24 protein-coding genes are annotated in these 25672 nt (G+C 68.8%); 6 read left to right on the top strand and 18 right to left on the bottom strand.

Annotation, left to right across the window (positions count from 1 at the left end; translation table 11 throughout):
- Positions 1-112: 112 nt before the first annotated feature.
- The 12 genes from ASC65_RS01895 to ASC65_RS01840 form a co-directional block, all read right to left on the bottom strand.
- Entirely contained in the window at positions 113-655 is a 543-nt protein-coding gene (locus ASC65_RS01895; RefSeq protein WP_082525828.1) for a TIGR00645 family protein, read from the bottom strand.
- Positions 656-767: 112 nt separating this feature from the next.
- The gene (pheT, locus tag ASC65_RS01890) at positions 768-3176 is read right to left on the bottom strand and encodes a phenylalanine--tRNA ligase subunit beta (protein WP_056448695.1); all 2409 of its coding nucleotides are present in this window, start codon (positions 3174-3176) and stop codon (positions 768-770) included.
- Positions 3173-3565 carry a hypothetical protein gene (locus ASC65_RS01885; protein WP_056448691.1) on the bottom strand — a complete coding sequence of 131 codons (393 nt, stop codon included), beginning with the start codon at positions 3563-3565 and terminating at the stop codon, positions 3173-3175. The genes pheT and ASC65_RS01885 overlap by 4 nt, the downstream gene beginning before the upstream one ends.
- Positions 3566-3569: 4 nt before the next feature.
- Positions 3570-4658 (bottom strand): phenylalanine--tRNA ligase subunit alpha, encoded by a 1089-nt coding sequence (gene pheS / locus ASC65_RS01880; protein WP_056448687.1) that lies wholly within the window; start codon positions 4656-4658, stop codon positions 3570-3572.
- A gap of 57 nt (positions 4659-4715) precedes the next feature.
- A complete protein-coding gene (locus tag ASC65_RS01875) occupies positions 4716-5663 on the bottom strand; it encodes a polysaccharide deacetylase family protein (protein WP_056448684.1) in 948 nt (315 codons plus the stop codon).
- Positions 5664-5715: 52 nt separating this feature from the next.
- Positions 5716-7686: an alpha/beta hydrolase family protein gene (locus tag ASC65_RS01870; RefSeq protein ID WP_082525827.1), complete on the bottom strand. Its 1971-nt coding sequence runs from the start codon at positions 7684-7686 to the stop codon at positions 5716-5718.
- A 169-nt stretch (positions 7687-7855) separates the two neighbouring features.
- The gene (gene rplT, locus ASC65_RS01865; RefSeq protein WP_056448681.1) at positions 7856-8212 is read right to left on the bottom strand and encodes a 50S ribosomal protein L20; all 357 of its coding nucleotides are present in this window, start codon (positions 8210-8212) and stop codon (positions 7856-7858) included.
- A 104-nt stretch (positions 8213-8316) separates the two neighbouring features.
- Entirely contained in the window at positions 8317-8514 is a 198-nt protein-coding gene (rpmI, locus tag ASC65_RS01860) for a 50S ribosomal protein L35 (RefSeq protein WP_003166435.1), read from the bottom strand.
- 164 nt (positions 8515-8678) lie between these two features.
- Positions 8679-10610, bottom strand: a complete 1932-nt coding sequence (locus ASC65_RS01855; protein WP_162245648.1) for an alpha/beta hydrolase family protein — start codon at positions 10608-10610, stop codon at positions 8679-8681.
- 91 nt (positions 10611-10701) lie between these two features.
- Positions 10702-11952 (bottom strand): MFS transporter, encoded by a 1251-nt coding sequence (locus ASC65_RS01850; RefSeq protein ID WP_082525826.1) that lies wholly within the window; start codon positions 11950-11952, stop codon positions 10702-10704.
- Between the two features lie 101 nt (positions 11953-12053).
- Positions 12054-12575 (bottom strand): translation initiation factor IF-3, encoded by a 522-nt coding sequence (infC, locus tag ASC65_RS01845; protein WP_056448676.1) that lies wholly within the window; start codon positions 12573-12575, stop codon positions 12054-12056.
- 115 nt (positions 12576-12690) lie between these two features.
- Positions 12691-13656 carry a glycosyltransferase family 9 protein gene (locus ASC65_RS01840; protein ID WP_056448673.1) on the bottom strand — a complete coding sequence of 322 codons (966 nt, stop codon included), beginning with the start codon at positions 13654-13656 and terminating at the stop codon, positions 12691-12693.
- Positions 13657-13727: 71 nt separating this feature from the next.
- Between ASC65_RS01840 and ASC65_RS01835 the strand changes: the two genes are divergently transcribed.
- Entirely contained in the window at positions 13728-14465 is a 738-nt protein-coding gene (locus ASC65_RS01835; RefSeq protein ID WP_056448670.1) for an alpha/beta fold hydrolase, read from the top strand.
- Positions 14466-14503: 38 nt separating this feature from the next.
- Entirely contained in the window at positions 14504-14722 is a 219-nt protein-coding gene (locus ASC65_RS01830) for a hypothetical protein (RefSeq protein WP_056448667.1), read from the top strand.
- 6 nt (positions 14723-14728) lie between these two features.
- Here the strand turns inward: ASC65_RS01830 and galU are convergent, their stop codons facing one another.
- Both galU and glmS read right to left on the bottom strand, forming a co-directional pair.
- Positions 14729-15607: a UTP--glucose-1-phosphate uridylyltransferase GalU gene (galU, locus tag ASC65_RS01825; RefSeq protein ID WP_056448664.1), complete on the bottom strand. Its 879-nt coding sequence runs from the start codon at positions 15605-15607 to the stop codon at positions 14729-14731.
- A gap of 71 nt (positions 15608-15678) precedes the next feature.
- Positions 15679-17493 carry a glutamine--fructose-6-phosphate transaminase (isomerizing) gene (glmS, locus tag ASC65_RS01820; protein WP_056448661.1) on the bottom strand — a complete coding sequence of 605 codons (1815 nt, stop codon included), beginning with the start codon at positions 17491-17493 and terminating at the stop codon, positions 15679-15681.
- 166 nt (positions 17494-17659) lie between these two features.
- Here glmS and glmM point away from each other — a divergent pair, with 166 nt between their 5' ends.
- Positions 17660-19009 (top strand): phosphoglucosamine mutase, encoded by a 1350-nt coding sequence (glmM, locus tag ASC65_RS01815; RefSeq protein ID WP_056448658.1) that lies wholly within the window; start codon positions 17660-17662, stop codon positions 19007-19009.
- Here the strand turns inward: glmM and ASC65_RS01810 are convergent.
- The 3 genes from ASC65_RS01810 to ASC65_RS01800 are packed head-to-tail and all read right to left on the bottom strand — an operon-like array spanning position 19006 to position 22442.
- The gene (locus tag ASC65_RS01810) at positions 19006-19593 is read right to left on the bottom strand and encodes a DUF805 domain-containing protein (protein ID WP_056448655.1); all 588 of its coding nucleotides are present in this window, start codon (positions 19591-19593) and stop codon (positions 19006-19008) included. The genes glmM and ASC65_RS01810 overlap by 4 nt on opposite strands.
- 28 nt (positions 19594-19621) lie before the next feature.
- Positions 19622-20941: an FAD/NAD(P)-binding protein gene (locus ASC65_RS01805; protein ID WP_056448652.1), complete on the bottom strand. Its 1320-nt coding sequence runs from the start codon at positions 20939-20941 to the stop codon at positions 19622-19624.
- Between the two features lie 4 nt (positions 20942-20945).
- Complete coding sequence (locus ASC65_RS01800) at positions 20946-22442, bottom strand: phosphomannomutase/phosphoglucomutase (RefSeq protein ID WP_056448649.1); 1497 nt, start codon at positions 22440-22442, stop codon at positions 20946-20948.
- Between the two features lie 159 nt (positions 22443-22601).
- Between ASC65_RS01800 and gpmA the strand changes: the two genes are divergently transcribed.
- On the top strand, positions 22602-23321 hold the full coding sequence (gene gpmA / locus ASC65_RS01795; protein ID WP_056448646.1) for a 2,3-diphosphoglycerate-dependent phosphoglycerate mutase: 720 nt from the start codon (positions 22602-22604) through the stop codon (positions 23319-23321).
- A gap of 5 nt (positions 23322-23326) precedes the next feature.
- A complete protein-coding gene (gene ribD / locus ASC65_RS01790; RefSeq protein WP_056448643.1) occupies positions 23327-23965 on the top strand; it encodes a bifunctional diaminohydroxyphosphoribosylaminopyrimidine deaminase/5-amino-6-(5-phosphoribosylamino)uracil reductase RibD in 639 nt (212 codons plus the stop codon).
- A gap of 558 nt (positions 23966-24523) precedes the next feature.
- Here ribD and ASC65_RS16975 read toward each other — a convergent pair.
- Positions 24524-24886: a hypothetical protein gene (locus ASC65_RS16975; RefSeq protein ID WP_156459513.1), complete on the bottom strand. Its 363-nt coding sequence runs from the start codon at positions 24884-24886 to the stop codon at positions 24524-24526.
- A gap of 223 nt (positions 24887-25109) precedes the next feature.
- Here ASC65_RS16975 and ASC65_RS01785 point away from each other — a divergent pair, with 223 nt between their 5' ends.
- On the top strand, positions 25110-25661 hold the full coding sequence (locus tag ASC65_RS01785) for a hypothetical protein (RefSeq protein WP_056448640.1): 552 nt from the start codon (positions 25110-25112) through the stop codon (positions 25659-25661).
- The last annotated feature ends 11 nt before the right edge of the window (positions 25662-25672 follow it).

Below are 25672 nucleotides of genomic sequence, written 5' to 3'. Positions count from 1 at the left end.
GCGAGGACGGCGTCGCCCGACTCACGCGGGCGCTGGCTTCACCGTCACCGGGCTTTGCGTCAGCCTTGCGGCGGCGAGGTTAACGGGAGATTGCCGCCGCCCTCGCGAAGCCTCAATGCTTCGGTGTCCGGCCCACAAACCAGTCCATCAGGGCGAGCAGAACGCCCGACACGACGAACGTCAGGTGAATGATCACCCGCCAGCGCGCCTCCTCGACATCCATGCCCGGGACCCCCACCGGCTCCTGCATGAAGTAGCGCAGCAGCTGGATGGCCGAAATGGCCACGATCGAGGCGATCAGCTTGATCTTGAGCGCCGAGAAATCGACCGTGCCCATCCACGGCGGCCGGTCATGCTCCGCGTCGAGGTCGAGCTTGGAGACGAAATTCTCATAGCCGGCGAAGACCACGATCAGCAGCAGGTTGCCGGCCAGGGTTATGTCGACCAGCGACAGCACGGCCAGGATGGCGTTGCTGGAGCTCTTCTCATGCAGTGGCTGGAAGGCCAGCGGGATGTAGTGGAGCAGCTCCTGGACGAAAACCACCAGCAGCAGGCCGAGCGTGATCACCAGACCGATGTAGAACGGCGCCATCAGCCAGCGCGACATGAACAGGAACCGCTCGATCGCGGACTCGACGCCTGCCTTTACGTCCACCCTGGCCTCCTCAGTGCATGAGTCAGCCCCCCGAGCCGTCGCGAGGACGGCCCGGGCCGGTTGTACCACGGTTTTCGCTGCAACCGGAGCCGGTCGCGCGCCAGCCGAGCCGTCAGGCCCGTAGGGTCGCGCCCAGCTTGGTCCCGGCCGTCACGACCTTGGCCGACAGGGCCTCGATCTCGGCTTCGGTGAGGGTGGCTTCGCGCGGCTGGACCACGACCTCCAGAGCCACCGACTTGTGGCCCTCCGGCACGCCGGCGCCGCGGTAGACGTCGAAGACGCGGACGTCGGCGATCAGGGCCTTGTCGGCTCCGGCCACGGCGCGGACCAGATCGCCCACGGCCTTGCCGTCGTCCATGACGAAGGCGAAGTCGCGGGTCAGCGGCATCAGGGCGGCCAGGTTGGCGGCCGGTCGGGCCTTCGATCCCTTGCCGCGCGGCTCGGGCACGGCGTCCAGCACGATCTCGAAGGCCAGCATCGGGGCGTCGGCGTCCAGCGCCTTGAGCACCCGCGGGTGCAGGGCGCCGAACTCGGCCATGACGTTCTTCGGACCCAGCTGCAGGCGGGCCGAGCGGCCCGGGTGCCACCAGTCGCGGTTCTGGCCCTGGGCCAGTTGCAGCGAGGCGGTCGGGGCGCCCAGGAGGTCGAGCAGGGCCATCAGGTCGCCCTTCAGGTTGAACAGCGCGTCCTCGGCCGAGCCGCCCCAGTGGCGGGCCGACTTCGGAGCCACCAGGCCGGCGATGACGGTGCGCTGGCCGGTCGGGCTGTCATCCAGATAGATCGGACCGATCTCGAACAGGGCCGCGTCGGCGTGGCCGCGGTGGGCGTTGCGCGCGGCGGCCTGGATCAGGTTGGGCAGGGCCGAGGGCCGCATGCAGTCCAGGTCGGCCGCGATCGGGTTCTCGAGCACCAGCCGCTCGTCGCCGCCGCCGAACAGGGCCGCGGTAGACTGCTTGGTGAAGGACCAGGTCACGGCCTCGGCGTAGCCCAAGGCGGCGAGCGCCCTCCGAGCGGCGCGGACGCGGGCCTGGCGCGGGTTCAGCACGCCCTGCGACGGGGCGCCGAGGTCGGGCAGCGGCGTGGCCGGCAGGTCATCGAAGCCCTGAATGCGCGCGACTTCCTCGACCAGATCGGCCGGCCCTTCGACGTCGCGGCGCCAGGTCGGCGGGGTGACGGTCCAGGAGGCTCCACGCTCGACGGCGAAGCCGAGGCGGGTCAGGATCTCGGCGATGCGGTCGTCGCTGAGCGACAGGCCGGTGAGGGCGCCGACGCGGGCCGGGTCGAAGGCGAAGCCGACCGGCGCGGCCGGGGCCTGGCCGGACACGATGACTTCCGACGGCTCGCCGCCGCACAGGTCAAGGATCATCCGGGTGGCCAGCTCGATGCCGGGGACCAGGGAGTCGGTATCGACGCCGCGGGCGAAGCGGTACTGGGCGTCGGAGTTGATGGTCAGGGCGCGGCCGGTCTGGGCGATCAGGATCGGATCAAACCAGGCGCTCTCGAGGAAGACGTCGACGGTCTCCTCGGAACAGCCGGTGGACTCGCCGCCCATGACGCCGCCGAGGCCGATCGGGCGTTCGCCCGCCGCATCGGAGATGACGCACATGGTCGGGTCGACCGTGTAGGTCTTGCCGTCCAGGGCGATGAGGTGCTCGTGCTCGCCGGTATCCTTCGAGACCTGGCCGCCGCGCACGACAATTTCGCCGCCGACCAGCTTGGCCGCGTCATAGACGTGCAGCGGCCGGGCGCGGTCGTAGGTGATCAGGTTGGTGATATCGACCAGCCGGTTGATCGGGCGCAGGCCGATGGCGGTCAGCCGCTGCTGCAGCCACTCGGGCGACGGGCCGTTCTGGACGCCGCGGATGAAGCGGCCGGCGAAGACCGGGCACATCTCCGGCGCGTCCAGCCGCACCGTGATCGGCGAGGCGAAGCTGCCGGCGACAGGGGCGATCGACGGCGTCTTGAGCTGGCCCAGGCCGGCGGCGGCGAGGTCGCGGGCGATGCCGGCGACGCCCAGCCAGTCGGGGCGGTTCGGGGTGACCTCGAAGTCGATGACCGGCTCCGCGCCGAAGACGCCGGCGGCGGGCTCGCCCACGGCCAGGTCGTCGGACAGCTCCAGGATGCCGTCGGACTCATCCGCCAGCTCCAGCTCCGAGGCCGAACACAGCATGCCGTGCGAGACGACGCCGCGGACCGGCTTCTCGACCAGGGTGACGCCCAGGCCCGGCACATAGGCGCCGATGGGGGCGTAGATGGTGGTCAGACCCGCCCGCGCGTTCGGAGCCCCGCAGACGATCTCCTTGCGGCCGTCGACGGTGTCGACCTGACAGACCTGCAGGCGATCGGCGTTGGGGTGGCGCTCGGCCGAGACGATCTTGGCGACGGTGAAGGGGGCGAGCGAGGCGATCGGGTCATGAACCTCCTCGACCTCAAGGCCGGCCATGGTCATGGCGTCGGCGACGGCGGCCACCTCGGCGTCGGTGTCGAGGTGATCCTTCAGCCAGGAAAGGGTGAACTTCACAGGGTCGGCCCTCCGACCATCTGGTGGAACTGCTTGAGGAAGGCCGACGAGCCGGTGAAGCCGACCATGTAGAAGGCGCTGCCCCGGAAGATGCAGTCGCGCACCGGGATCACGCCCACGACCTTCGCGGCGCCGACCGGGGCGAGCAGAAGGTTGCGCGTATCGCCGCCCGCCTCGCCCATGTTGCAGGCCTGGAACGAGCAGCCGCTGAGCGGCAACAGCACGGCCGGCCCCTCGAAGCGGCAGTTGTCGAACGTCTTGCCCTCAATGACCGACTGGCCGGCCTGCATGTGCTCGGCGAACAGTTGCGGCAGCCAGATGTGGACGCCTTCATAGACGGGGCCGACGCCCAGGGGAGTCAGCGGGAACAGCGGGGATGCAGGGGTCATGGGATCAGCTCAGGCCGCTGGCCGAATTCGGCGCGGCGAAGGCGGAGAAGCCGTAGTGGGCGAGCCACCGGGTGTCGGCCTCGAACATGGGGCGGAGGTCGGGGATGCCGTACTTCAGCATGGCCAGGCGATCGACGCCCATGCCGAAGGCGAAGCCCTGGTACTCGTCCGGATCAATGCCGCAGTTGCGCAGCACGTTCGGGTGCACCATCCCGCAGCCCAGGATCTCCATCCAGCTGTCGCCCTGGTTGAGCTTCAGCTCGCCGCCGGAGCGGTCGCAGCGGATGTCCATCTCGGCCGAAGGCTCGGTGAACGGGAAGTGGTGCGGGCGGAAGCGGGCGTCGACGCCGTCGACCTCGAAGAAGCGGGCGACGAAGGTCTCCAGGGTCCACTTGAGGTGGCCCATGTGTACGCCCTTGTCGATCACCAGGCCCTCGACCTGGTGGAACATCGGGGTGTGGGTCGCGTCGCTGTCTTTCCGGAAGGTCCGGCCCGGCGCGATGATGCGGATCGGCGGCTTTTGGGTCTGCATGGTCCGCACCTGCACCGGGCTGGTGTGGGTGCGCAGCACCTTGCGCTCGCCGGTGGCCGGATCGGGCTTGAGGAAGAAGGTGTCGTGCATCTCCCGCGCCGGATGCTTGGGCGGGAAATTCAGGGCGGTGAAGTTGTGGAAGTCGTCCTCGATGTCCGGACCTTCGGCCACCGCGAAGCCCATGTCGGCGAAGATGGCGACCATCTCGTCCATGACCTGCATCGTCGGGTGGACGCTGCCCTTGCGGCGCGGACGCGGCGGCAGGGTCAGGTCGACGTGCTCGGCCTTGAGCCGGGCGTCCAGTTCGGCCGCCTCCAGCTCGCCCTTGCGGGCGGCCAGGGCCGAGGACACGCGGTCGCGCAGGCCGTTGATCATCGGCCCCTGCTCGCGGCGCTCGTCGGGGCTCAGCGCCCCCATCCCCTTGAGCAGGCCGGAGATGGACCCCGACTTGCCGAGGGCGGCGACGCGGATGTCCTCGACGGCGGCGGCGGTCTCCGCCGAGCCGATGGCGTTGATCAGGTCGAGTTCGAGCTGGGCTAGGCCCGGATTGGAATTTGGCATGGTCGCAGTCGTCTAGCGGGCCGGAGCCGTTTCGTCACCCGGTCAGGCGCTCAGGCGTCAGTTCCCGGCCTTGTAGGCGTCCCGAATCCACTGCGGCGGCTCGGGCTCCCAGCGGATCGGCCGACCGTCGGTCTGGGTCCAGCGGTGCAGCCAGGAAATGCCGGCGGCGCGGACATAGTCGTCGGCGTGGCTGTAGATCGGATCGGCCAGCGCCTCTTCCAGCGACACGAACCGATAGCCGCGCGCCAGATAGAGGGCGTGGATCTGCGGATACCAGTCCCGGTTCAGGCTGTTGGCGTGCAGCAGCAGCACCTGCGCCGGCTCGCGCCCGCCGGTCAGTTCGGCGCTGTAGGGCTCGAAATGATCCAGCGCGGCGGTCATGTGCGCCACATAGGCCTCGCCGATCCGGGTCTTCAGCGCCTCGTCCCCCGCCGCCTCGGCCTGGCGATAGACGGCGGCGAACATCCAGTCGTTGTTGTCGATGGTCACCGGCGCGACCGTGTAGCTCCGCTCGGCCAGGCCGGCGGCGATGGCGGCCTTCTTCTCGGGCGTTTCGCCGGTGAACAGATAGGGATGGCGGAAATACTTCAGCGTCTCGCCGCGCTCTTGCAGGGCGGCGCGGCTGACCGGGGCGCCGGCGTCGACGTCGGCCAGATAGGCCTCGACGGTGTTCTGGTGGATGTTGATGTGGCTGGCCGTGTGGTTGCCGAGATCCAGGCCGGCGTCCAGCCAGACGCCGAGGATCTCGGGCAGGAGTTCGTCCCGGTTCTCGGCGCAGACCTTGCCTTCGTTGACGAAGACGGCCGCATGGGTGTCGAGCGGGCGCAGCATGTCGACGAAATCGTGGGTCATCGACATGGCCTTGGCCGGATCGCACAGATCCGCCTCGTCCGCCGCCTGGTAAGGCAGGTCGTCAAAGGTGACGGCGACCGTCCGCTGTTGGGCGGCGACAGGGCCGGCGAGGGCGAGCAGGACGGCGGCGATCAGGATCGGGCGCAGGGTCATGGCCGAAGCCTAGCCTTAAGTCGCCGGAAAACGAAAACGCGCCCCCCGACCCTCAGTCCGCCGGGTTGTGGGCCTGCAGGAAGCGCGCCGTTTCGACGAGCATGCGCTGGCGGGTCTCGGCGCGCGAAAGCCAGTGATCCTCGCCGCTCAGTTCGATGAACTCGTGCGGCTTGTCGGCGCGGCGCAAGGCGGCGGCCATGAGGCGGCTCTGCTCGATCGGCACCACAGTGTCGTCCCGCCCGTGCAGCAGGAGGATGGGCGCATCGGCCTGCTCGGCCAGTCGGGCCGGCGAGCGGTCGTCCAGGGACCGGTCGCCCAGCCGCTCGTCGCCCATGAAGCGATTCCAGTAGCGAACCACCTCGTTGTCGCGCCGCTCCCGCTCCTCCGCCTCATGCTCGACCATGCGACGCAGGTCAGCGACCCCTGCGACCGAAACGGCGCAGCGATAAACGCCCTTGTCCAGCGTCGGCCCGGCCAGGGCCGCATAGCCGCCGTAGCTGGCGCCCACGATGCACACCCGCTCGGGATCGATGAGGCCTTGCGCCGCCAGATGCCGCACGCCGTCCGACAGGTCGGTCTGCATCTTGCGGCCCCATTCGCCGTAGCCGGCCTCGAGGAATTCCTGGCCATAGCCGGTCGAGCCCCGGAAATTCGCCTGCAGGACCGCGTAGCCGCGCGAGGCGAGCGCCTGGGCCCACCAGTCGAAGCCCATGGTGTCGCGCGCGGCCGGTCCGCCGTGCGCCAGAACGACCAGCGGCAAGTCCTTCGCCTCTCGCCCCGGCGGCAGGGTCAGGTAGCCGTTGATCTCCAGTCCATCCGCCGCCGCATAGGTGACGGTGGAGACCGGGGCCACGTTCTCGGGACTGATCGCCTTGTAGGCGTCCCCGACGGCCGTGACCGCGCCCTCCTCCAGGTCGAGGAGATGGTAGGTTCCCGAGTCCCCGGCGCCGCTGGTGAAGACGACCGCCCGCCGCAGGTCGTCGCTCCAGCTCACGAGAACCGGCGACTGGCCCGGGAAGACCGACTCCACGCCGGCCCACAGCGTTGCGGCCCCTTCTTCGAAGAAGACGTACTGCTGGCCCTCCTCCGCCGTCCAGGCGCCCCCGACCAGCCGGCGGGTGGCGGGGTGGAACAGGAGCGCCGTGAAACCGACCTCGAAGCGCAGGGGGCGCCAGACGCCGGTCTGCAGGTCCACATCGAAATAGTCCGCGTCCTCGCGCCCTTCGCGGCTCATGTCCGGACGATCGGCGGCGACGACGATGCTATCCCCGTTCATGCCGATGCCGATGATGCGCGGAAGGTCGATCGGAGCGGTGGTCCGCCATTTCTCCTGGAAGCCGTCGCCCTGGCGCAGGAGCAGGGTCCAGACCTTCGATCGTGGGTTGTAGTCGCCGCGCGCAATCGACCGACCGGAGGGATCGAGCACATAGTCGTCCACGTCCCGCGCCATCCGCTCCGCCAGCCGGGCCCGGCCGGTGTCCGGGTCGACGCGATACAGGTCCAGACCGCCCGTATCCTCGAAGGAATAGGCGCGTACCAGAACGACCGGATCATCCCCTTCGATGACGTCGGGCGGACCGGCGAGGGCGGGGAACAGGTTTCGGCTGGGCGAGAGCATCGGCACGATCTTGGAGCTCGCCGGATCGAAGATCTGCCCGCTGTAGAATTCGGTCTGCTCGATGCCGAGAGATCTGACCGTCTCCGTCGACGACGTGGTGATCATCACCTTGCCTTCGCCGATCCATCGCAGGTCACGCACCTTGGCCAGGCCGATGCCGGCCCTGCCCAGCTGCCGGTTCGTGGTCAGGTCGACCAGCGCCAGGATGCGGTCCTCGCCACGGACGGTGACGAAAGCCAGGCGACGGCCCGAGGGTGACAGCTCGACCAGCTCCAGCGACGGAAGAGCGCCGTAGGCTTCCAACGGCGCCGGCGCCGCCGGCGCGGGCGCCGGGTCGGGCTCGATCGCCGCCGCCGGCGTGGAAGCCAGCGCGGTCGCAAGGAGCGCAGCCGACAAAAGGGCCATCAGCCCACGCTTCAGAACAGGACGCACGCAACCCCCGCCGCGATCAATCGCGGCCATCATCCCATGCGTCGCCGTAATCTCAAGTCGCTTGACGGTTTGGGGGCGCCGGACAGCAAAAAGCCCCCCGGCGGAACCGGAGGGCTTTGCATGTTCTCGACGTGCGCTTGGCTTAGGCGGCCAGGGCGCCGCGGACCTGATCGGCGATCGCCTTGAAGGCGACTTCGTCGGCGGCCATGGCGGCGAGCACCTTGCGGTCCAGCTCGATGCCGGCCTTGCCCAGGCCGTGCATGAATTGGCTGTAGGTGAAGCCTTCGATGCGGGCGGCGGCGTTGATGCGCTGGATCCACAGGGCGCGGAAGTTGCGCTTCTTGTTGCGGCGGTCGCGGTAGGCGTACTGGCCGGCGCGGTCGACGGCCGCCTTGGCGGTGCGGATGGTGTTCTTGCGGCGGCCGTAGAAGCCCTTGGCCTGCTTCAGAACCTTCTTGTGCTTGGCGTGGGACGTAACGCCCCGAGTGACGCGAGCCATGTCGCTATCCTTCTATTGGGTCCCCCGGCCCGGCGCTCAGCGCTCGCGGCTCAGGAGAAACGTTCAAATTCTTACTGAGGTCAGATCCGGAGTGCGTGCGCCGATCAGGCGTACGGCATGTAGGACTTGATCTTCTTGGCGTCGGCGTCGGCCATGACCGAAGTGCCGCGGTTCTGGCGGATGTACTTCGAGTTGTGGCTGATCAGGCGGTGGCGCTTGCCGGCGACGCCGGCCTTGACCTTGCCAGTGGCGGTGAATTTGAAGCGCTTCTTGGCGCCCGACTTCGTCTTCAGCTTCGGCATTTTCACTCTCTCATCTTGAGTGGGCTACCGCTCTTCGAGCTACTTGAGCCCGAGGGTGGTCGCCCTGATTAAGAACCGCCCAGGCATGCCTGTTCGCCCGGCGGTTCGGTACGCGAAGGCGCGGCTTCTAGTCGAAGCGCGCTCGGATGGCAAGGAAAAGGGACTCAGCGCGGCGGATTGTGCGCTTCGAGGAACTCGATGGTTTCGGCCAGCATCTGCCGCCGGGTGGCCGGCAGGGACAGATAGTGGTCCTCGCCGTCGAGCGGGATCAGTTCGACGTCCTTGCCCGCCTGGCGCAGAGCGCGCTCCATGATGGTGCTGTGCTCGAACGGCACGACGGTGTCGGCGCGGCCGTGGATGAGCAGGATGGGCCCCTGGGCCTGCGCGGCGTGCTGCGAAGGCGACAGTTCGGCCAGCAGCGGATCATTGTCGCGATCGACGCCGATGAAGCGCATCCAGTACCGCAGGGACGTGTTCTCGCGGTCGCGGCCGCCCCGCCGACGGTCGAGCTCCAGCTTGCGCGTCAGGTCGGCGACCGGAGCGACGGCGACGGCGCATCGATAGATGTCCTGCTGCAGGGTCATGCCGGCCAGCGCCGCATAGCCGCCGTAGCTGGCCCCGACGATGCAGACCCGGTTGCGGTCCGCCAGCCCCCCCTTGACCAGATAGTCCACCGCGTCTGACAGATCGGTCTGCATCTTGCGGCCATACTCGCCGTAACCGGCTTCCAGAAGTTCCTGGCCGAAGCCGTCGGAGCCGCGGAATTGCGGCTGGAACACCAGATAGCCGCGCGAGGCCATGGCCTGGGCCCACCAGTCGAAGCCGGCGTGGTCGCGGCTTTCCGGGCCGCCGTGCGGCATGATGATCAGCGGCAGGTTGCGGTCGCCGCCCGAAGCCGGGCGGGTCAGGTAGCCGAACAACTCGCGACCGTCCGAGGCGGAGTAGCGCAGCACCGAAACCTGACCGACGTCGGCCGGCTTGAGGTCCGGATAGTCGCGGCCGACCAGGGACACGCTCTGGCGTGCGCCGTCGTAGACGTAGGTCGTGCCCGGATCACCGGCGCCTTCGGAGTGGAAGACCAGCACGCTCAGATCGTCGTTGATGTCGCCGAGGGTCAGCTGGCGCCCCGGCAGGCCTTGCTGCAGCTTCGCCCAGACGGCCTGGATGTCGGGCGAGAACAGGGTGTAGTCCTGGGTCAGGCCCTCGTGGCTCAGACCGATCATCAGGCCGCGATTGTCGCGCAGGATGCCGGCCAGGCCATTGTTGTCATGCTCGGCGACCTCGGAGCCGTCGGCCAGCGAGATCTCCACCAGAACCGGGCCATCCTCGCGCAGTTCGCTGAGGAGGACGGTGTCTTCGCTGCGGCCGAGGCCCACGAGGGACGGCATGTCCAGCAGCTGGCGTCGGCTCAGGATCTCGCGCCAATTGCCGCCCGCCGGCGTCAGCACGCGCCAGACGCCCGTCTCGTCGTCGTAGGTGACCCGGGCGGCGATCGTCCCGTCACGGCGCACGACATAGTCCCGCGTGTCCTCGGCGCCCACCTGGTGAAGGCGGCCGCGGCCGTCGTCCAGTCCCACGCGATAGACGTCCAGCGACGGAATGCGGCTCTGGGTCTCCATGGTCAGGGTCTGGACGTACAGGACCGGCTCGCCGCGATAGGTCCCGACCACATGCCCCCAGCTGCCCGTGATCACGGCGCGGTCCGCCTTGCGCAGCGCGCGCGAGACCTGCCGCGTCCGGACGTTCACGATGTCCAGCTGGGCGAAGGTCAAAGGCGCCGCGAACCCGGGCAGGTGTTCGATGACGGTGCTCTGGATGACGACATGGTCGGGCGACGCCCAGAAGACGCTGCGCGCGGTGCGGTCGCTGACGTCGATGGTCACCAGGACTTCGCCCGTGCGGGCCTGGGCGACGACGCTGGCGCTGTCCCCCGTGCGGCGGATGTAGGCGAGATTGGCTCCGTCCGGGGACACCGCCGTGGCCTGGATCGCCGGCAGGGCCGCATAGGCCTCGATCGGCGCCGGCTGGGCGAGCACGGCAGGCGCTGCGGCCAGCGTCGAAACGGCCGCCGCCACAGCGACGGAGAGATTACGCATATACATCGGACGGCCCCCAAGCCTTGCAGGTAAGCGCAACTTTTAGGAGCGTTGGGCGGCCTAGCCAATAGGCCGAATAAGGACGGCTCGGCTATTCGGCCGGTTGCGCCGCCGGCTGGACTTGTCGGCGACGGAAGGCGCGGCCGGCGTTGACGGCCATCACCGCCGCCGGGACGGTGAAGGCCGCCCCGATCAGGAAGGGCCAGTCGTGGCCGACATAGGTGAAGATGCCGCCGGCGGCGATCGGCCCGCCGATCCGCGCCAGCGAACTGGCCGCCATGTTCAGCCCCAGCATCGCCCCTTGGCGCTCCGGATCGACGGAGCGTGAGATCAGGGCGGAGATGTTGGGCATCGTCATCGCCATGCCGAAGGCGCCGAAGGCCATGAAGGCCGGGACCAGCAGCGGCTGCCCAGGATAGAGGCGGCTCATCGCGATCTGGCCGATCAGGCCCGTACCGAAGATAAGGCAGCCGACGGCCAGCACCCGCGCTTCGCCGAAGCGCCGCGCCAGGCGGCCGGCGATCAGGCCCTGGCAGACGGTCGAGACGATGCCCACGGCCATGAAGCTCAGGCCGACCTCGCGGGCGCCCCAGCCGTAGTGGGCCTCGGCCCAGAGGCCGAAGGTCGACTCCATGCCGGCGAAACCGGCCATGTAGATCAGCGTCACCAGCAGGACCCGCGACACCACCGGATTGGCCGCGGCGTCGTGCAGGCCGCGCAGGAAGGGCGGACGCGGCGCGGCCGGGTCGGCCGGCGAGCGGCTCTCGCGCAGCAGGACGGCGATGCCCAGGACGGCCACGAGGCACATGCCGGCGGCCACGAACATCGGCAGCTGATAGCCGAGATGGCCGAGATCCTCGCGGGTCAGCAGCCCGCCCAGGCCCGGCCCGACGATGAAGCCGAGACCGAAGGCGGCCCCGATCAGCCCCATGCGGCCGGCGCGGCGCTCGGGCGGGGTGACGTCGGCGACATAGCCCTGGATAGTCGAGATATTGCCCGCCCCCAGGCCGGTGAACAGACGCACGCCGATCGCGATCCAGATGTTCGGCGCGAAGGCCAGGGCCAGGTAGCCCAGCGCGTTGGCGGCGACCGTGACCATCAGCACCGGCTTGCGGCCGATGCGGTCCGACAGGCGGCCCCAGAACGGCTCGGCGAAGAACTGGCCCAGCGAATAGGCCGAGAACAGCAGGGCCACTTGCCAGGCCTCGACGCCGAAGCTCTTGCCGTAGAAGGGCAGCAGCGGAATGACGATGCCGAAGCCGACGAGGTTGATGAAGACCACGCCGAACAACACCGCCAGGACGGATCGGGACTTGTCCGGAGAGGGGGCGGCTTCGGTCACGACTTCCTCATAGCGGCTCGGCTCCACGGCGCCACCCCGCGGATGCGAAAACGCCCCGGCCGATGGACCGGGGCGTCTGATTTTCGGATCGGACCTGAAGTCTACTTCGGCGCCAGGATCATGATCATCTGACGGCCTTCCATACGCGGCGCGTATTCGACCTTGGCGATTTCCTCGAAATCCGCCTGGACCTTGTTGAGCAGCTTCATGCCCAGCTCGGGGTGCGCCATTTCACGACCGCGGAAGCGCAGGGTGACCTTCACCTTGTCGCCCTCCTCGAAGAAGCGGTGCATGGCCTTGGCCTTCACCTCATAGTCGTGGGTGTCGATGTTCGGACGGAGTTTGATCTCCTTGAGCTCGACGATCTTCTGACGCTTGCGGGCCTCGGCCTTCTTCTTCTGCTCCTGGAAGCGGAATTTGCCGTAGTCGAGAATTTTGCAAACCGGCGGCTCGGACGTGGAGACGATCTGAACCAGGTCCATGCCCGCCTCTTCGGCGGCTTCCAGCGCGGCGGACGTCGGCATGACGCCCTGCTTTTCGCCGTTCTGATCAATGAGCAGAACGCGCGGCGCGCGGATTTCTTGGTTCATGGGCGGCCCGTCTTTGACGGGCGGCGTTTGCATCGGACGGCGAATGGGCGTCGTTTCCTTGTGTGGCCGGAATTCAGACGAGTCGGAACGCGCGACGGATCGCGGCGCTCCCCTCAAGCGGCCTATATGACCGCGAAAAGGCGTTTCTTCAAGGTTTGGCGGGCATTTCCGGCGCGATGTAGGCGTCGTGCAAGGCCACCACGGCGTCGAACACATGGTCGACGGTGAGGTCTTCGATGGGGGCGAACTGACCGCGGGTCTCGTTTGAGGCGGCTGTGCGGGTCTTCGGGCCCCACGGGCCGTACAGCCACCACTCGGTCGGGCCGAACAGGCCGAGCGTCGGCCCGCCGAGCGCCGCCGAGACGTGCATCAGGCCGGAATCGTTGCCCACGAACATCGCGGCGCGCTCGATCGCCGCGGCCGAGGCCAGGATGTCGCCCTTGCCGACGAAGTCGATGCCGCGCTCGCCCGCCGCCTGCAGGGCCGGGGTCGCCGGCGGCCGGTCGCCGGGTCCGCCGACGGGCATGAAGCGCCAACCGTCGAAGCGGGGCTCGGCCTTCAGCTTCTCGACAAGGGCGCCCCAGCGCTCGGCCGGCCAGCTCTTGCCGGGCTGGTGCGCGATCGGCGCCAGGGCGAGGATCGGCCCTGGTCCGGCGCCGCCTCCCAGCTGCGGATCGATGACCGCCGCCGCCTCGGTGCGGGCCTGGTCGTCCAGCCAGATCTCCGGATCGAGCGGAGTCGCCGAGCCCATCAGGCGCGACACCATCTCGACCTTGCGCACCCCGGTCTCCCACGAGCGGTTGTAGACCACCCGCCGTCTGGCCGGGATCAGATAGCTCAGCGCCGAGCCGCGGATGTCGATGACCATCTCCCAGCGGGTCCCGACCACCTGCTTCCACAGGTCGACCCAGTGTCCGGCCATCTTCTTCTTGTCGAGGATGATGACCCGCTCGACGCCCGGAGCCGAGCGGAAGAAGGGCGCCGGCGGTCGGCCGCAGGCCACGGTGATGCGCGCGCCCGGGATCTGCCGCCCGATCTCGCGGATGATCCCCGAGGAGATCACGCAATCGCCGATGCGGTTGGAGGTGACGAACAGGACTTTGGGTTCGGACACGCGGTTCAGCCTTCGCTTAGGTGGCTTCGGTTCGCTATCAGTCCCCGAACGATTTCGCGAGAGGAACGGCCATGGACGACGTCGAACGCCTGCATCGCCCCGACGGCGAGACCCTGGCCCTGAAGCGGGTCCGCGGCGCCGGCCCGACCGTGCTCTGGATCGGCGGCTTCCGCTCGGACATGGAGGGGACCAAGGCGCTGGCGCTGGACGCGGCGGCGCGGGAGCGCGGCTGGAACTACGTCCGCTACGACCATTTCGCCCACGGCCAGTCGTCCGGCGACTGGCGCCAGGCCACCATCGGCCGCTGGCGCGAGGACGCCGTCGGCCTGATCGACAGCCTCGAGGGGCCGGTCATTCCGGTCGGCTCGTCCATGGGCGGCTGGGTCGCCCTGCTGGCGACGCTGGCGCGGCCCGACCGGGTCCAGGGGCTGGTGCTGGTCAACCCGGCCCAGGACTTCACCGAGCGGCTGATGTGGCCCGGCCTGGCCGACCACATTCGCCAGGCCATCGTCCGTGACGGCGAAGCCCTGATCGTCGAGGAAGGGCTCGGCGAATACGTCCTGACTCGCCGCATGTTCGAGGAGGCCCGCGACTGGCTGCTGCTGGACGGCGCGATCGAAATCGCCGCGCCCGTGCACATTCTGCAGGGCCGGGCCGACGACGTCGTGCCCTGGCGTCACGCGGCGGCCCTGGTCGAGCGGCTGACCGGCGGCGACGTGCGGCTGGACCTGATCGAGGGCGGCGACCACCGCCTGTCCGCGCCCGCCGAGCTGGAGCGTCTCATCGACGCGGTAGACAGGAACCGCTGAACAAGCTTTGCATTATACGGTCATCCTGGAGACTGTTCATGCGTATCGCCCTCACCTCCCTCGTCCTTTCGGCCGCTCTGGCGCTCGGCGCCTGCGCCTCGACCGCGACGCCGGGTCCGGAGCAGACCGAACTTGAGCGGCTGGCCGCCGACTGCAAGGCGCGCGAGGGCATCCTGCAGGCTTCCGGCGCCAATACCGGCCGCCCCGAGCTCGACAACGTCTGCATGATCCGCGGCGGTCCGATCCGCGCGCGGTAATTCGCTTCAGAGAAGGGCGGTGATGGCGGCGCGCGCCGCCTCGCCGAGATCCTGACGCTTCAGGGCCAGGGCGACGTTGGCGCGCAGCAGGCCGATCTTGTCGCCGCAGTCGTGCGTCACCCCGGCGTACTCGACCGCAGTGAACATCTGGTCGCGCATCAGCCGCGCCATGCCGTCGGTCAGCTGGATCTCGCCGCCCGCCCCGCGCTCCTGGGTCTCGAGAATGTTGAAGATTTCCGGCTGCAGGATGTAGCGGCCCGAGATCGACAGGTTAGACGGCGCCTCGCCGCGCGGCGGCTTCTCGACCATCCCCTTCATGCGGATGCGGTCGCCGTCGCGGCCGTCGGGATCCACGATGCCGTATTTGTGGGTCTCGCTCTCGGGCACCGACTCGACGCCGATGACGTTGCCGCCGACCTCGGCGTAGACATCGGCCAGCTGCTTCAGCGCGCCCGGCTGGCCGTCGACGATGACGTCCGGCAGGATCACGGCGAACGGCTCGTCGCCGATGATGTCGCGGGCGCACCAGACCGCGTGACCCAGCCCCTTGGGCTGCATCTGGCGGGTGAAGCTCATCTCGCCGGCGCTGGCCAGCTCGGCGTTCATCATCTCCAGGATGTCCGTCTTGCCCTTGGCCAGCAGCTGGGCCTCGAGCTCGACCTGGTGGTCGAAATAGTCCTCGATCGCCCCCTTCGAGCGCCCCGTCACGAAGACGATGTGCTCGATCCCGGCCTCACGCGCCTCTTCCACGATGTAGCTGAGGATCGGCCGGTCGACGACGTTGAGCAGCTCCTTCGGCGTGGTCTTGGTGCCGGGCAGCACGCGGGTGCCGAGGCCGGCGACGGGCAGCACGGCCTTGCGAAGGCGGCGGGAATGGGCGGGCATGCGAAGTCCTGAACTGCGAGGGCGGGCACCCTAACGCACAATACGGAACTTCGTAGCCCTCTTGAGCGGCCCTATTCGACGGTGACCGACTTCGCGAGATTCCGCGGCTGGTCGACGTCGGTGCCCTTCTGGACCGCGGTGTAATAGGCCAGCAGCTGCACCGGGACGGCGTAGATCAGCGGCGCGATCAGCGAGTGGCACTCGGGCGCATCGACGCGGCGGATGCCGGCGCCGTGCGGATCGGGGGCCGACTTCGGCGCGATCATGATCACCGGCCCGCCGCGCGCGGCGACCTCCTGCAGGTTGGAGGCGGTCTTCTCGAACACCTCGTCCAGCGGGGCCAGGGCGACGATCGGGGTCAGTTCGTCGACCAGGGCGATCGGCCCGTGCTTCAGCTCGCCGGCGGCATAGCCCTCGGCGTGGATGTAGCTGATCTCCTTCAGCTTCAGCGCGCCCTCCATGGCCAGGGGGAACATCGCTCCGCGGCCGAGGAACAGCACGTCGGTCGCCTTTGAGATGTCGTGGGCCACCGCCTTCAGCGCAGCCTCCATGCCCATGGCCTCGGCGATCAGGCGCGGGGCCTCGAACAGGGCCTTGACCAGCTCGGCCTCGCTCGCCGGGTCGATGCGGCCGCGCTGCACCCCGGCCGAGACGGCCAGGGCCAGCAGGGCGGCGACCTGGGCGGTGAAGGCCTTGGTCGAGGCGACGCCGATCTCGGGGCCGGCATGGGTCGGCCACAGCACGCCGGCCTCGCGCGCCATCGAAGACGAGTGGACGTTGACCAGGGCCGCGGTCTTAAGCCCCTGCCCCTTGCACCAGGTCAGGCTGGCCAGGGTGTCGGCGGTCTCCCCCGACTGGCTGACGGCGACGGCCAGGGTCCCCGGCGTCAGGGCCGGATGACGGTAACGGAACTCGGAGGCGATCTCGACGTCGCAGGGCAGGCCCGCCAGCTTCTCGAAGGCGTAACGGCCGATCTGGCCGGCGTAGAAGGCGGTGCCGCAGGCGACGATCTGGATCCGGTCGACAGCGGCGAAATCGACCGCGTTGATCTTGGCCTTGCCGTTCACGAAGTCGAGGTATTCCGACAGGGTGTGCTGGACGCTGTCCGGCTGCTCATGGATCTCCTTCTCCATGAAGTGCCGGTACTCGCCCTTCTCGACCAGCGCCGACGAGGCCGAAACCTGGACGATCGGGCGGGTCACCGCCGCACCGCTGACGTCGAACATCCGCGCGCCGTTACGGTCGATGCCGACGTAGTCGCCCTCTTCCAGATAGCTGATCTTCTGGGTGAAGGGGCCGACCGCCAGGGCGTCCGAGCCGAGGTACATCTCACCCTCGCCCCAGCCCACCACCAGCGGGCTGCCGCGCCGGGCGCCCAGGATCAGGCCGTCCTCGCCTTCGATCAGCACCGCCAGGGCATAGGCCCCGGTCAGCCGGTCCAGCACCGTCTTGAAGGCGACCAGCGGGTCATTGGCCTTGTTGAGCTCGCTGTCCAGCAGATGGGCCACCACCTCGGTGTCGGTCTGGCTTTCGAACGAATGGCCCTCGGCCACCAGCTCGGCCTTCAGCTCGGCGAAATTCTCGATGATGCCGTTGTGGACCAGGGTGACCCGACCCGCCTTGTGCGGGTGGGCGTTGGCGGTCGTCGGGGCGCCGTGGGTGGCCCAGCGGGTGTGGCCGATGCCGATCGTCGATTCGAGCGGCTCGGCGGCCAGCACCGCCTCGAGCTCGCGGATCTTGCCCTTGGCGCGACGGCGCTCGATGCGGCCGTCGACCAGGGCGGCCACGCCCGCAGAATCGTAGCCGCGGTACTCAAGCCGCTTGAGGCTGTCGATCAGACGGGGAACCGCCGGGCCGGTCCCGGTCACGCCGATGATGCCGCACATGAATTTGTCCCTCGGAAATCTGCGGGCCGCGCTTTGCGTGCAGCCTCTGGAGGGTCTAATCCGGACCCTGACTGTCTGGCGCCGGTGTAGGCGACAGGCGCCCGGATATGCACCTAAAAAGCGGTTTCGCAAGGTTTCTGCGCGCCGCCCGAGAGGAAGACCACGCTTGGCTGAGAGACGCTATTTCGGCACCGACGGCATTCGCGGCCGCGCTAACACCTATCCGATGACGCCCGAAGTGGCGCTGCGGGTCGGCCTCGCCGCAGGGCGGATGTTCATGTCCTCGGACGATCGCCGCCACCTGGTGGTGATCGGCAAGGACACCCGGCTGTCCGGCTATATGATCGAGCCGGCCCTGGTCGCCGGCTTCTCCTCGGCGGGCATGGACGTGCGCACCTTCGGGCCGCTGCCGACGCCGGGCGTCGCCATGATGACCCGCTCGATGCGCGCCGACATCGGGGTGATGATCTCGGCCTCGCACAACGCCTTCCTCGACAACGGCATCAAGCTGTTCGGCCCGGACGGCTACAAGCTCTCGGACGAGGTCGAGCTGAAGATCGAGTCGATGATGGACGAGGACCTGGGCTCGGGCCTCGCCGCCGCCGACCGCATCGGCCGGGTCAAGCGCATCGACGACAGCCAGGCGCGCTACGTCGAGATCGCCAAGGCCAGCTTCCCCAAGGGCCTGAGCCTGCAGGGCCTGCGCATCGCCGTCGATTGCGCCAACGGCGCCGGCTACAAGGTCGCGCCGACCACCCTCTATGAACTGGGCGCCGAGGTCTGCGCCGTCGGCGTCGAGCCGAACGGCCTGAACATCAACGACCAGTGCGGCTCGACCCATCCCGAGACCCTGGCCGAGGCGGTGAAACGCTACCGCGCCGACGTCGGCATCGCGCTGGACGGCGACGCCGACCGGGTCATCATCTGCGACGAGAACGGTCGCGTGGTCGACGGCGACCAGATCATGGCCCTGGTCGCCCTGGACTGGGCCAAGCGCGGCCAGCTGAAGGGCGGCGGCCTGGTCGCCACCGTCATGTCCAACCTCGGTCTCGAGCGCCGGCTGCAGGCCGAGGGCCTGACCCTGGAGCGCACCAAGGTCGGCGACCGCTACGTCATGGAGCGGATGCGCGAAGGCGGCTTCAACCTCGGCGGCGAACAGTCGGGACACATCATCCTGCACGACTACGCCACCACCGGCGACGGCCTGATGAGCGCCCTGCAGGTGCTCGCCGTGCTCGTCGAAAGCGGCAAGCCGATGAGCGAGCTGGCCCGCCAGTTCGAGACCGTTCCGCAGAAGCTCGAGAACGTCCGCTACACCGCCGGCAAGCCGCTGGAGGACGCCAAGGTCAAGGCCGCCATCGCCGACGCCGAGGCCCGCCTCGCAGGCGTCGGCCGCCTGCTGGTCCGTCCCTCGGGCACCGAGAAGCTGATCCGCGTCATGGCCGAGGGCGACGACGCCAAGCTGGTCAAGGCGGTGGTCGCCGACGTGGCGGCGGCGGTGAAGGCGGCGGGCTAGGCCGGCTCCTCGCCGTACCGGTTCGGCCCCGGCTTGGTGGCCAGACACAGCACGGCGATCAAGCCCACCAGGGCCGCCATGTAGACGACGTTGTTGAGGAACAGCAGGCCGAACAGGGCGAAGTTCGGCTCTGCCTCGCCCATGAAATTCCCCATCATCATCGGCGTCACGACCAGTCCGAAAGTCAGGAAAGGCAGCGGCGCCAGGCCCCACAACGCCGTCCGCCCGGTGTCGTGCAGACGCCGCGACACCGCAGCGGAAAGCAGGACGACGGCGATCAGGGCGACGGCCCCGACGACCGTCAGGAACGGTAGAAAATCAGGACTGGGCGCGCCCGGCGCCGCGGCGTCGATGCTGACCTCGTAATGACCGGGCCCGGTGGTCACCGTCGCATGCTCGGGATTGGCCGCCGCATAGTCGGTCATGGCGGTGATCATCGGAGCCATGGCCGCGACGCCGAACACCATCATCAGGCCGTAGCTCAGGGCGATCACCACCCCGGCATAGGGCCAGAACTGCCTGCGCCGGTCGCGCCCGGAAAAGCGCGTCAGGCTGCTGACGCCCCGGATGATCGGATTGGCCATGGCTCAGTCTCCCCTTGCCGGGCACAGGCTAGACGGCATCGCTCGCCTTGGCCAAGACGCCCGCCAGACCTTCGATCCGCTTGCGGATGTCCGGCACGGCGGTGGTCTCCCAGAAGGCCGCGCGGGCCGGCGGGCCGAGGACGAACAGGCGGTCGTCCGGCGTTCCGTCCGCGCCGATCAGCCGGCCGTCCGCGGCGACGTCCAGCCCGATCCGCAAGGGGTCCAGCCGCGCCCGGCCGCTCTTGATCAGCGGCCCTGTCAGGGGGTCCTTCGCCGGGTCGTGGCCCGGGCCGGTGCAGTCGATCAGCCAGTCTCCGGTGATGGGGGGCTGGCCCGAGCCGTCGCGCGGCCGCCAGCGCACCGAGACGCCGTCGGCGTCCGCGGCGATCCGCTCCACCCGCCCCGCCGAAACGGTCAGCCGCCCCTCGGCGGTCAGCCGGTCGATCGCGGCCTGCACTTCGGGCGCGACGCGGTGGCGATGCACGTCCCACCACGGGCGCAGGTGGCGCAGCCAGCGGGCGCGGGTCGGCGCGTCCGCTTCGCTCCACAGCCGGGCGGTGACCGGCCGCAACCCCTCCATGACGCTCCGCCAGCCGCTCTCGGCCGACAGCCGTCGCGCCTCCGCCAGCCGTTCCGACGGCGCGCCCTCGAGCAGGGTCGCGGTCGGCGGCGTCGGGGCGTCGTGGTGCGCGCCATGGGCCCGCGGCGTCAGGCCGCGCCGCGACAGCACCCGGATCGGCCCCCTCCGCCCGTTCGCCTCCAGCCACAGGGCCATGTCGATCATCGTCAGGCCCGAGCCGACGATGACCACCGCGTCCTCCGGTCCGATCTTGTCCAGAGCCCCGGGGCCCCACGGGTCGTGAATCAGCCGACCGGAGCGCCCCTCCGCCGTCGCCGGGGCCGGATTGCCGGTCGCCAGCACCACCGCTGCCGCCTCGATCCGCCGCCCGTCAGCCAGCTGAACGCCGTCCGCCTCGATCGCCCGCACCTCGCCGGTGACCAGCTCGATCAGGCCCGGATGGGCCAGCCGCACTGTGTTCAGCCGGTGCTGCAGGTACTCGCCGTAGAACCGGCGCGGCGCGAAACCCTCGGGGTCCGCCCGCCAGCCGGCGTGATCCCTCAGCCAGTCGGTGAAGTCGTCGGGCCGCCCCTCGACCGCGCTCATCCGGTTGGCGCGCACATTCAGCAGGTGACCCTCGAACGGCGTCGAATAGGCCAGCCCCGGCCCGAACGATCCCGTCCGGTCGATCAGCGCCGAGCCCACGCCCGCCTCGGCCAGCCGCGCAGCCAGCATGGCGCCGGAGAAGCCTCCGCCGATGATCGCGATGCGCAGGCTGCCGTCGGCCACTCGTTCAGATCTCCTGGTTGTAGGCCCCGATCTCGGCGTACTTCGCCAGCCGCGGCTTCACCTCCTCGCGGAACAGGGCGCGCATGTCGTCTTCGGAGCGCATGCTCTCGACCACCACCACCAGCTCCGGCTTGTTCGACGAGGCGCGAACCAGCACCCACGAGCCGTCCTCGAGGTGCACGCGCACGCCGTTGACGGTGATGGCCTCGACGATCTTGCGGCCCAGGATCTCGCCGCCGCTGTCCGCCAGGGCCTGATACTCGGCGACGATCCGCTCCAGCACCTCGTACTTCAGCTCGTCGTCGCAGTGCGGCGACATGGTGAGCGAGGTCCAGGCGTCCGGCAGGGCCGCCTTCAGCTCGCTCAGCCTCTTGCCGGGGTTCCGATCCAGCATGGCCAGCACGGCGCCGGCGGCGACGATGCCGTCGTCATAGCCGTGGCCCAGCGGGGCGTTGAAGAAGAAGTGGCCCGACTTCTCGAACCCGGCCAGGGCGCCCAGCTCGGCGGTCTTGCGCTTGATGTAGGAGTGACCCGTCTTCCAGTAGACGGTGTTCGCGCCATTGGCCTTCAGAACCTCGTCGGTCTTGTACAGCCCGGTCGACTTCACATCGACGACGAAGGTGGCGTTGGGGTGCAGGGCCGACAGGTCGCGGCCCAGCATCAGGCCGATCTTGTCGGCGAAGATCTCCTCGCCCGTGTCGTCGACCACCCCGCAGCGGTCGCCGTCGCCGTCGAAGCCGAGCGCCAGGTCGGCCCCCGTCTCGCGCACCCGCTGGGCCATCTGCATCAGCATGGCGTGGTCTTCCGGGTTCGGATTGTATTTCGGGAAGGTGTAGTCGAGCTCGACGTCCATCTCGATGACCTCGGCGCCCATGCGGCGCAGGGCCTCCGGGGCGAAGGCGCCGGCCGTGCCGTTGCCGCAGGCGGCGACCACCTTGATCGGGCGGGTCAGCTTCACCTGGCTGATCTCTTCGATGTAGCGCTCGCGGAAGTCCTCGACCCGGACCAGGCTCCCGCCGCCCCGCGACACGCCCTGCCCTTCCAGCACGATGTCCTTCAGCCGCCCGATCTCGTCGGGGCCGAAGGTCAGCGGCGGCTGGGCGCCCATCTTGACCCCGGTCCAGCCGTTCTCGTTATGGCTGGCGGTGACCATGGCCACGCATGGCGCCTCCAGCGCGAACTGGGCGAAATAGGCCATCGGCGACAGGGCCAGGCCGATGTCCAGCACCTCCATGCCGCCTTCCAGCAGGCCCAGGATCAGGGCCTGTTTCACGCTCAGCGAATAGGAGCGGTAGTCGTGCCCGACCACGATGCGCGGCGTCTGGCCGATCTCGTGGATGTAGGTCGCCAGGCCCAGGCCGAGCGCCTGGATGCCGAGCAGGTTGATCTCCTTATCCAGGATCCAGCGCGCGTCGTACTCCCGGAACCCGGTCGGCTTCACCAGCGGCGTGGTCTCGTACTCGGCCGTGTTGGGGCGAAGGTCCTGGCGCGGCTTGATCATGTTCGGGTCCTGATGCGAGCGGCGCCCGGTATAGCAGGCCGCTGGAGGGCCACAACAACGCGGGAACAGCGCTATGGGTGCGGCGTTGCCCTGAGGTCAGCCAACCTTGACCGGTCCCGAGGCCGGGCCTACCCCACCGGATCATCTTCGGAGACCCGCATGCCCCGCCTGATCCTGCTGCGCCACGGCCAAAGCCAGTGGAACCTCGAGAACCGCTTCACCGGCTGGGTCGACGTCGACCTGACGGCGGAAGGCGAGGCCCAGGCGCGGCGCGGCGGCGAACTGATCGCCCAGGCCGGCTTCACCCCCGACGTCATGTTCACCTCGGTCCTGACCCGCGCCAAGCGCACCGGCGCCCTGGCCCTGGACTCCGCCGGCCTCAAGGACGTGCCGGTGGTCGAGGACTGGCGGCTGAACGAGCGCCACTACGGTGGCCTGACCGGTCTGGACAAGGCCGAGACCGCGGCCCTGCACGGCGAGGACCAGGTCAAGATCTGGCGCCGCAGCTACGACGTGCCGCCGCCCCCGCTGGCCCCCGGCGGCGAGTTCGACTTCGGCTCGGACGCCCGCTACGCCGGCCAGACCATCCCGGACACCGAGAGCCTGAAGACCACGCTCGACCGCGTCCTGCCCTATTGGAACGAGGCCATCGCCCCCCGCCTCAAGGCCGGCGACGACGTGCTGATCGCCGCCCACGGCAACTCGTTGCGCGCCATCGTGAAGCACCTGTTCGCCGTGCCGGACGACCAGATCGTCGGCGTCGAGATCCCGACCGGCAATCCGCTCGAGATCGACCTCGACCCGAACCTGAAGCCGACCGACGCCCGCTACCTGGACGCCGACCGCGCCCAGCCCCTGCCGCCGATCCCGGGAGCCTGACCACCATGACCAGCGCGCAGCAGGCCTCGGACGACATCCGCTTCATGGGGCGGGCCATCGAGCTGGCCACCGCGCGCATGGGCCAGACCTGGCCCAACCCGGCCGTCGGCTGCGTCATCGTCAAGGACGGCGAGATCGTCGCCGAGGCGGCCACCGCCCCGGGCGGGCGGCCCCACGCCGAGGAACAGGCCGTCCCCGCCGCCGGCGACAAGGCCGCGGGCGCCGTCGCCTATGTCACCATGGAGCCGTGCGGCGCCCGGTCGTCGGGCCGCACCTCCTGCTCGAACTTCCTGATGGACGCCGGCGTCAGCCGCGTGGTCGTCGCCGCCGTCGATCCCTCCCCCTTCGCCTCGGGGCGCGGCGTCGAGCGGCTGAAGAAGGCCGGCCTGGACGTCGAGACCGGCCTGCTCTCCGAACAGGCCAAGGTCCTCTACGAGGGCTACCTCCACCGCCTCGAGACGGGCCGTCCGATGGTCCGCATCAGCGAGGACGGCCAGGGCTTCGACGCCCGCTTCGCCGCCTCCCCCAAGGCCGACCTGACCACCGAGCTGAAGCGCCTCGGCGAGGCCGGCTACACCCGCGTCTGGGTCGGCGCGGGCGAGCTAGCGGACGCGCTGCAGGAGCAGGGGCTGCTGACGCAGTAGGGCGATCGGCCGCCCTCAGTCTGGCGGCGACAGCCGCTACCGACCCATTGCGGACGTTGGCTGCCTGTTTCAGGATCGCCTCATGAGCAGCCCACCGAGCAAGTCAGAGCGCATGGAACTGCGCCGATCTGTCGGCAACCGAAAGGCGCCAGGACCGCACGTGCCTCCATATCATCGCGGGCCTGAATACCTGATCGCCCATGCGTGTTTTGACTGTCGGAAGTCGTGGAAACGCCATGGCGATACCGCGCAGTTGTGTCCGCAGTGCCGAGGCCCGTTGGCCTTGATGGGAAGAACGTTCAAGGCGCCAACGAAGGCTGACGAAGCTCAGTGGGAAAAGGTGCGCCGACTTTGGAATGCCGGGTTCCGCTTTTGGAGCTATCGCAGCTTTCCCGACGCGGAACCGTATCCCGAAGAGGTGCGAGAGGTTGACGCCTTCATCCAGCGCAATCCCCATCATCCGATGCGGATTAGTGCCTAGCGTGCGTTATCCGGGACTGTGTGACGTCGGCTTCCGACCCTGAGCGGACTCTTCCGGCAATCCAATCAACTACCGGTCTAGCTTTTCCTATCCACCCAAAGCTGACCCTCTTTAGTGCTGCTATGCGGCCGGGTTACCCACTCGGGAAGATCAGGTTTAGGTCCGCCGAGTTCGATGTGCGCGAAATGCGCCGACATCAATTCGAGATAGGCCCGCTGCTTGTCGGGTTCCGCGGAGAGGTCGGCAATTGAGCGCACCTGTCCTCGACGACTGATCGCGTACGCCCACCCTGCCGCGTACCAGGCGGCGCTCGGTACCTCGGTGGTCGGGTTGCGGAAGAAAAACCAGCAATGCTCCCCTTCCAGCACATGCGCGCTAAGCAACGGACAATCTTGAGCCGCGAACTTGCCCCAAGTGTTCCGAGCATCGGCTTCGGCCAATCCGCGAGCATCCTCTAGGGACAGTTCGGGGCTTGGTAGCTGCATGGGAGGTCGCCTGTTCGCTGTGATGCGAGCTTTACAATAGAAACTTCCGCTCACCACCCCTAGCGGAGCTTAGCGAAGTCCGCACCAGGGGCTTGGGTCAAACGTCCGCTTTCGGGCCGGGTGCGAATGGCTGCTTACGACCCGTTGCGGACATTCACCAACTGACGGAGGATCGGCTATGCCCTTCCCCATAAGGCTCGCGTTCATCCACCCGATCTGGTTCGTCGCACTTGCCGCGACCCTCTTCATCGCGCCCGCGCTGACGATGAACGGCGACACCGGCTCTGTGGTCGCGGTCGCCATGATGTCGGTCTGCGCAATGCTGCTTCCGTTGGGATGGGCGCACGGCATCTACAGGGGCGCACGTCTTGTGCTCGCCAAAACGAACACGGTCGGCCCGAGTCGCGACTGGATTTTCTACATCGCCGAGATCGGCGTCATCTGCGTCCCCGTCCTCGCACTAGGCAGCAACGCCCTGAGGGGCTCCGGAGGGGTGATGGACGGCGTGTTCGGATTCATCACGCTCGCACTCGTGCTGAGCTATTTCGCCTCCCTGTGGCTGGCCTCCGCCGCTCTGGTGGCATCGGAGGAAGGGACGCCGAAGATCGCCGTCCATAAGGCCGTAGGGACGTTCCTGCTGATGGTCTACTGGATGATCGGCGCATGGGTGCTGAGCCGCCGATTGAAGGCTCTACGCGCGGCCCTCGAAACGACTGGCGCTGTCGCCTAATGACAGCTGGG

It is taken from the genome of Brevundimonas sp. Root1279, from assembly GCF_001425945.1.
Classification (GTDB): domain Bacteria; phylum Pseudomonadota; class Alphaproteobacteria; order Caulobacterales; family Caulobacteraceae; genus Brevundimonas.
Note: the sequence above shows the minus strand (reverse complement) of the source record. Positions and strands in the feature narration are given on the sequence as shown.

Bases quoted from the DNA above. Each gene is read 5' to 3' on its own strand.
- ASC65_RS01830 (WP_056448667.1), top strand. From the start codon at position 14,504: ATGCGTATCGCCCTCACCTCCCTCGTCCTTTCGGCCGCTCTGGCGCTC.
- ASC65_RS01810 (WP_056448655.1), bottom strand. From the start codon at position 19,593: ATGGCCAATCCGATCATCCGGGGCGTCAGCAGCCTGACGCGCTTTTCC.
- infC (WP_056448676.1), bottom strand. From the start codon at position 12,575: ATGCAAACGCCGCCCGTCAAAGACGGGCCGCCCATGAACCAAGAAATC.
- ASC65_RS01855 (WP_162245648.1), bottom strand. From the start codon at position 10,610: ATGCGTAATCTCTCCGTCGCTGTGGCGGCGGCCGTTTCGACGCTGGCC.
- ASC65_RS01785 (WP_056448640.1), top strand. From the start codon at position 25,110: ATGCCCTTCCCCATAAGGCTCGCGTTCATCCACCCGATCTGGTTCGTC.
- rplT (WP_056448681.1), bottom strand. From the start codon at position 8,212: ATGGCTCGCGTCACTCGGGGCGTTACGTCCCACGCCAAGCACAAGAAG.
- rpmI (WP_003166435.1), bottom strand. From the start codon at position 8,514: ATGCCGAAGCTGAAGACGAAGTCGGGCGCCAAGAAGCGCTTCAAATTC.
- ASC65_RS01885 (WP_056448691.1), bottom strand. From the start codon at position 3,565: ATGACCCCTGCATCCCCGCTGTTCCCGCTGACTCCCCTGGGCGTCGGC.
- ribD (WP_056448643.1), top strand. From the start codon at position 23,327: ATGACCAGCGCGCAGCAGGCCTCGGACGACATCCGCTTCATGGGGCGG.
- ASC65_RS01875 (WP_056448684.1), bottom strand. From the start codon at position 5,663: ATGACCCTGCGCCCGATCCTGATCGCCGCCGTCCTGCTCGCCCTCGCC.
- ASC65_RS01800 (WP_056448649.1), bottom strand. From the start codon at position 22,442: ATGATCAAGCCGCGCCAGGACCTTCGCCCCAACACGGCCGAGTACGAG.
- galU (WP_056448664.1), bottom strand. From the start codon at position 15,607: ATGCCCGCCCATTCCCGCCGCCTTCGCAAGGCCGTGCTGCCCGTCGCC.
- ASC65_RS01835 (WP_056448670.1), top strand. From the start codon at position 13,728: ATGGACGACGTCGAACGCCTGCATCGCCCCGACGGCGAGACCCTGGCC.
- gpmA (WP_056448646.1), top strand. From the start codon at position 22,602: ATGCCCCGCCTGATCCTGCTGCGCCACGGCCAAAGCCAGTGGAACCTC.
- pheS (WP_056448687.1), bottom strand. From the start codon at position 4,658: ATGCCAAATTCCAATCCGGGCCTAGCCCAGCTCGAACTCGACCTGATC.
- glmS (WP_056448661.1), bottom strand. From the start codon at position 17,493: ATGTGCGGCATCATCGGCGTGACCGGGACCGGCCCGGCGGTTCCCCGT.
- ASC65_RS01870 (WP_082525827.1), bottom strand. From the start codon at position 7,686: ATGGCCCTTTTGTCGGCTGCGCTCCTTGCGACCGCGCTGGCTTCCACG.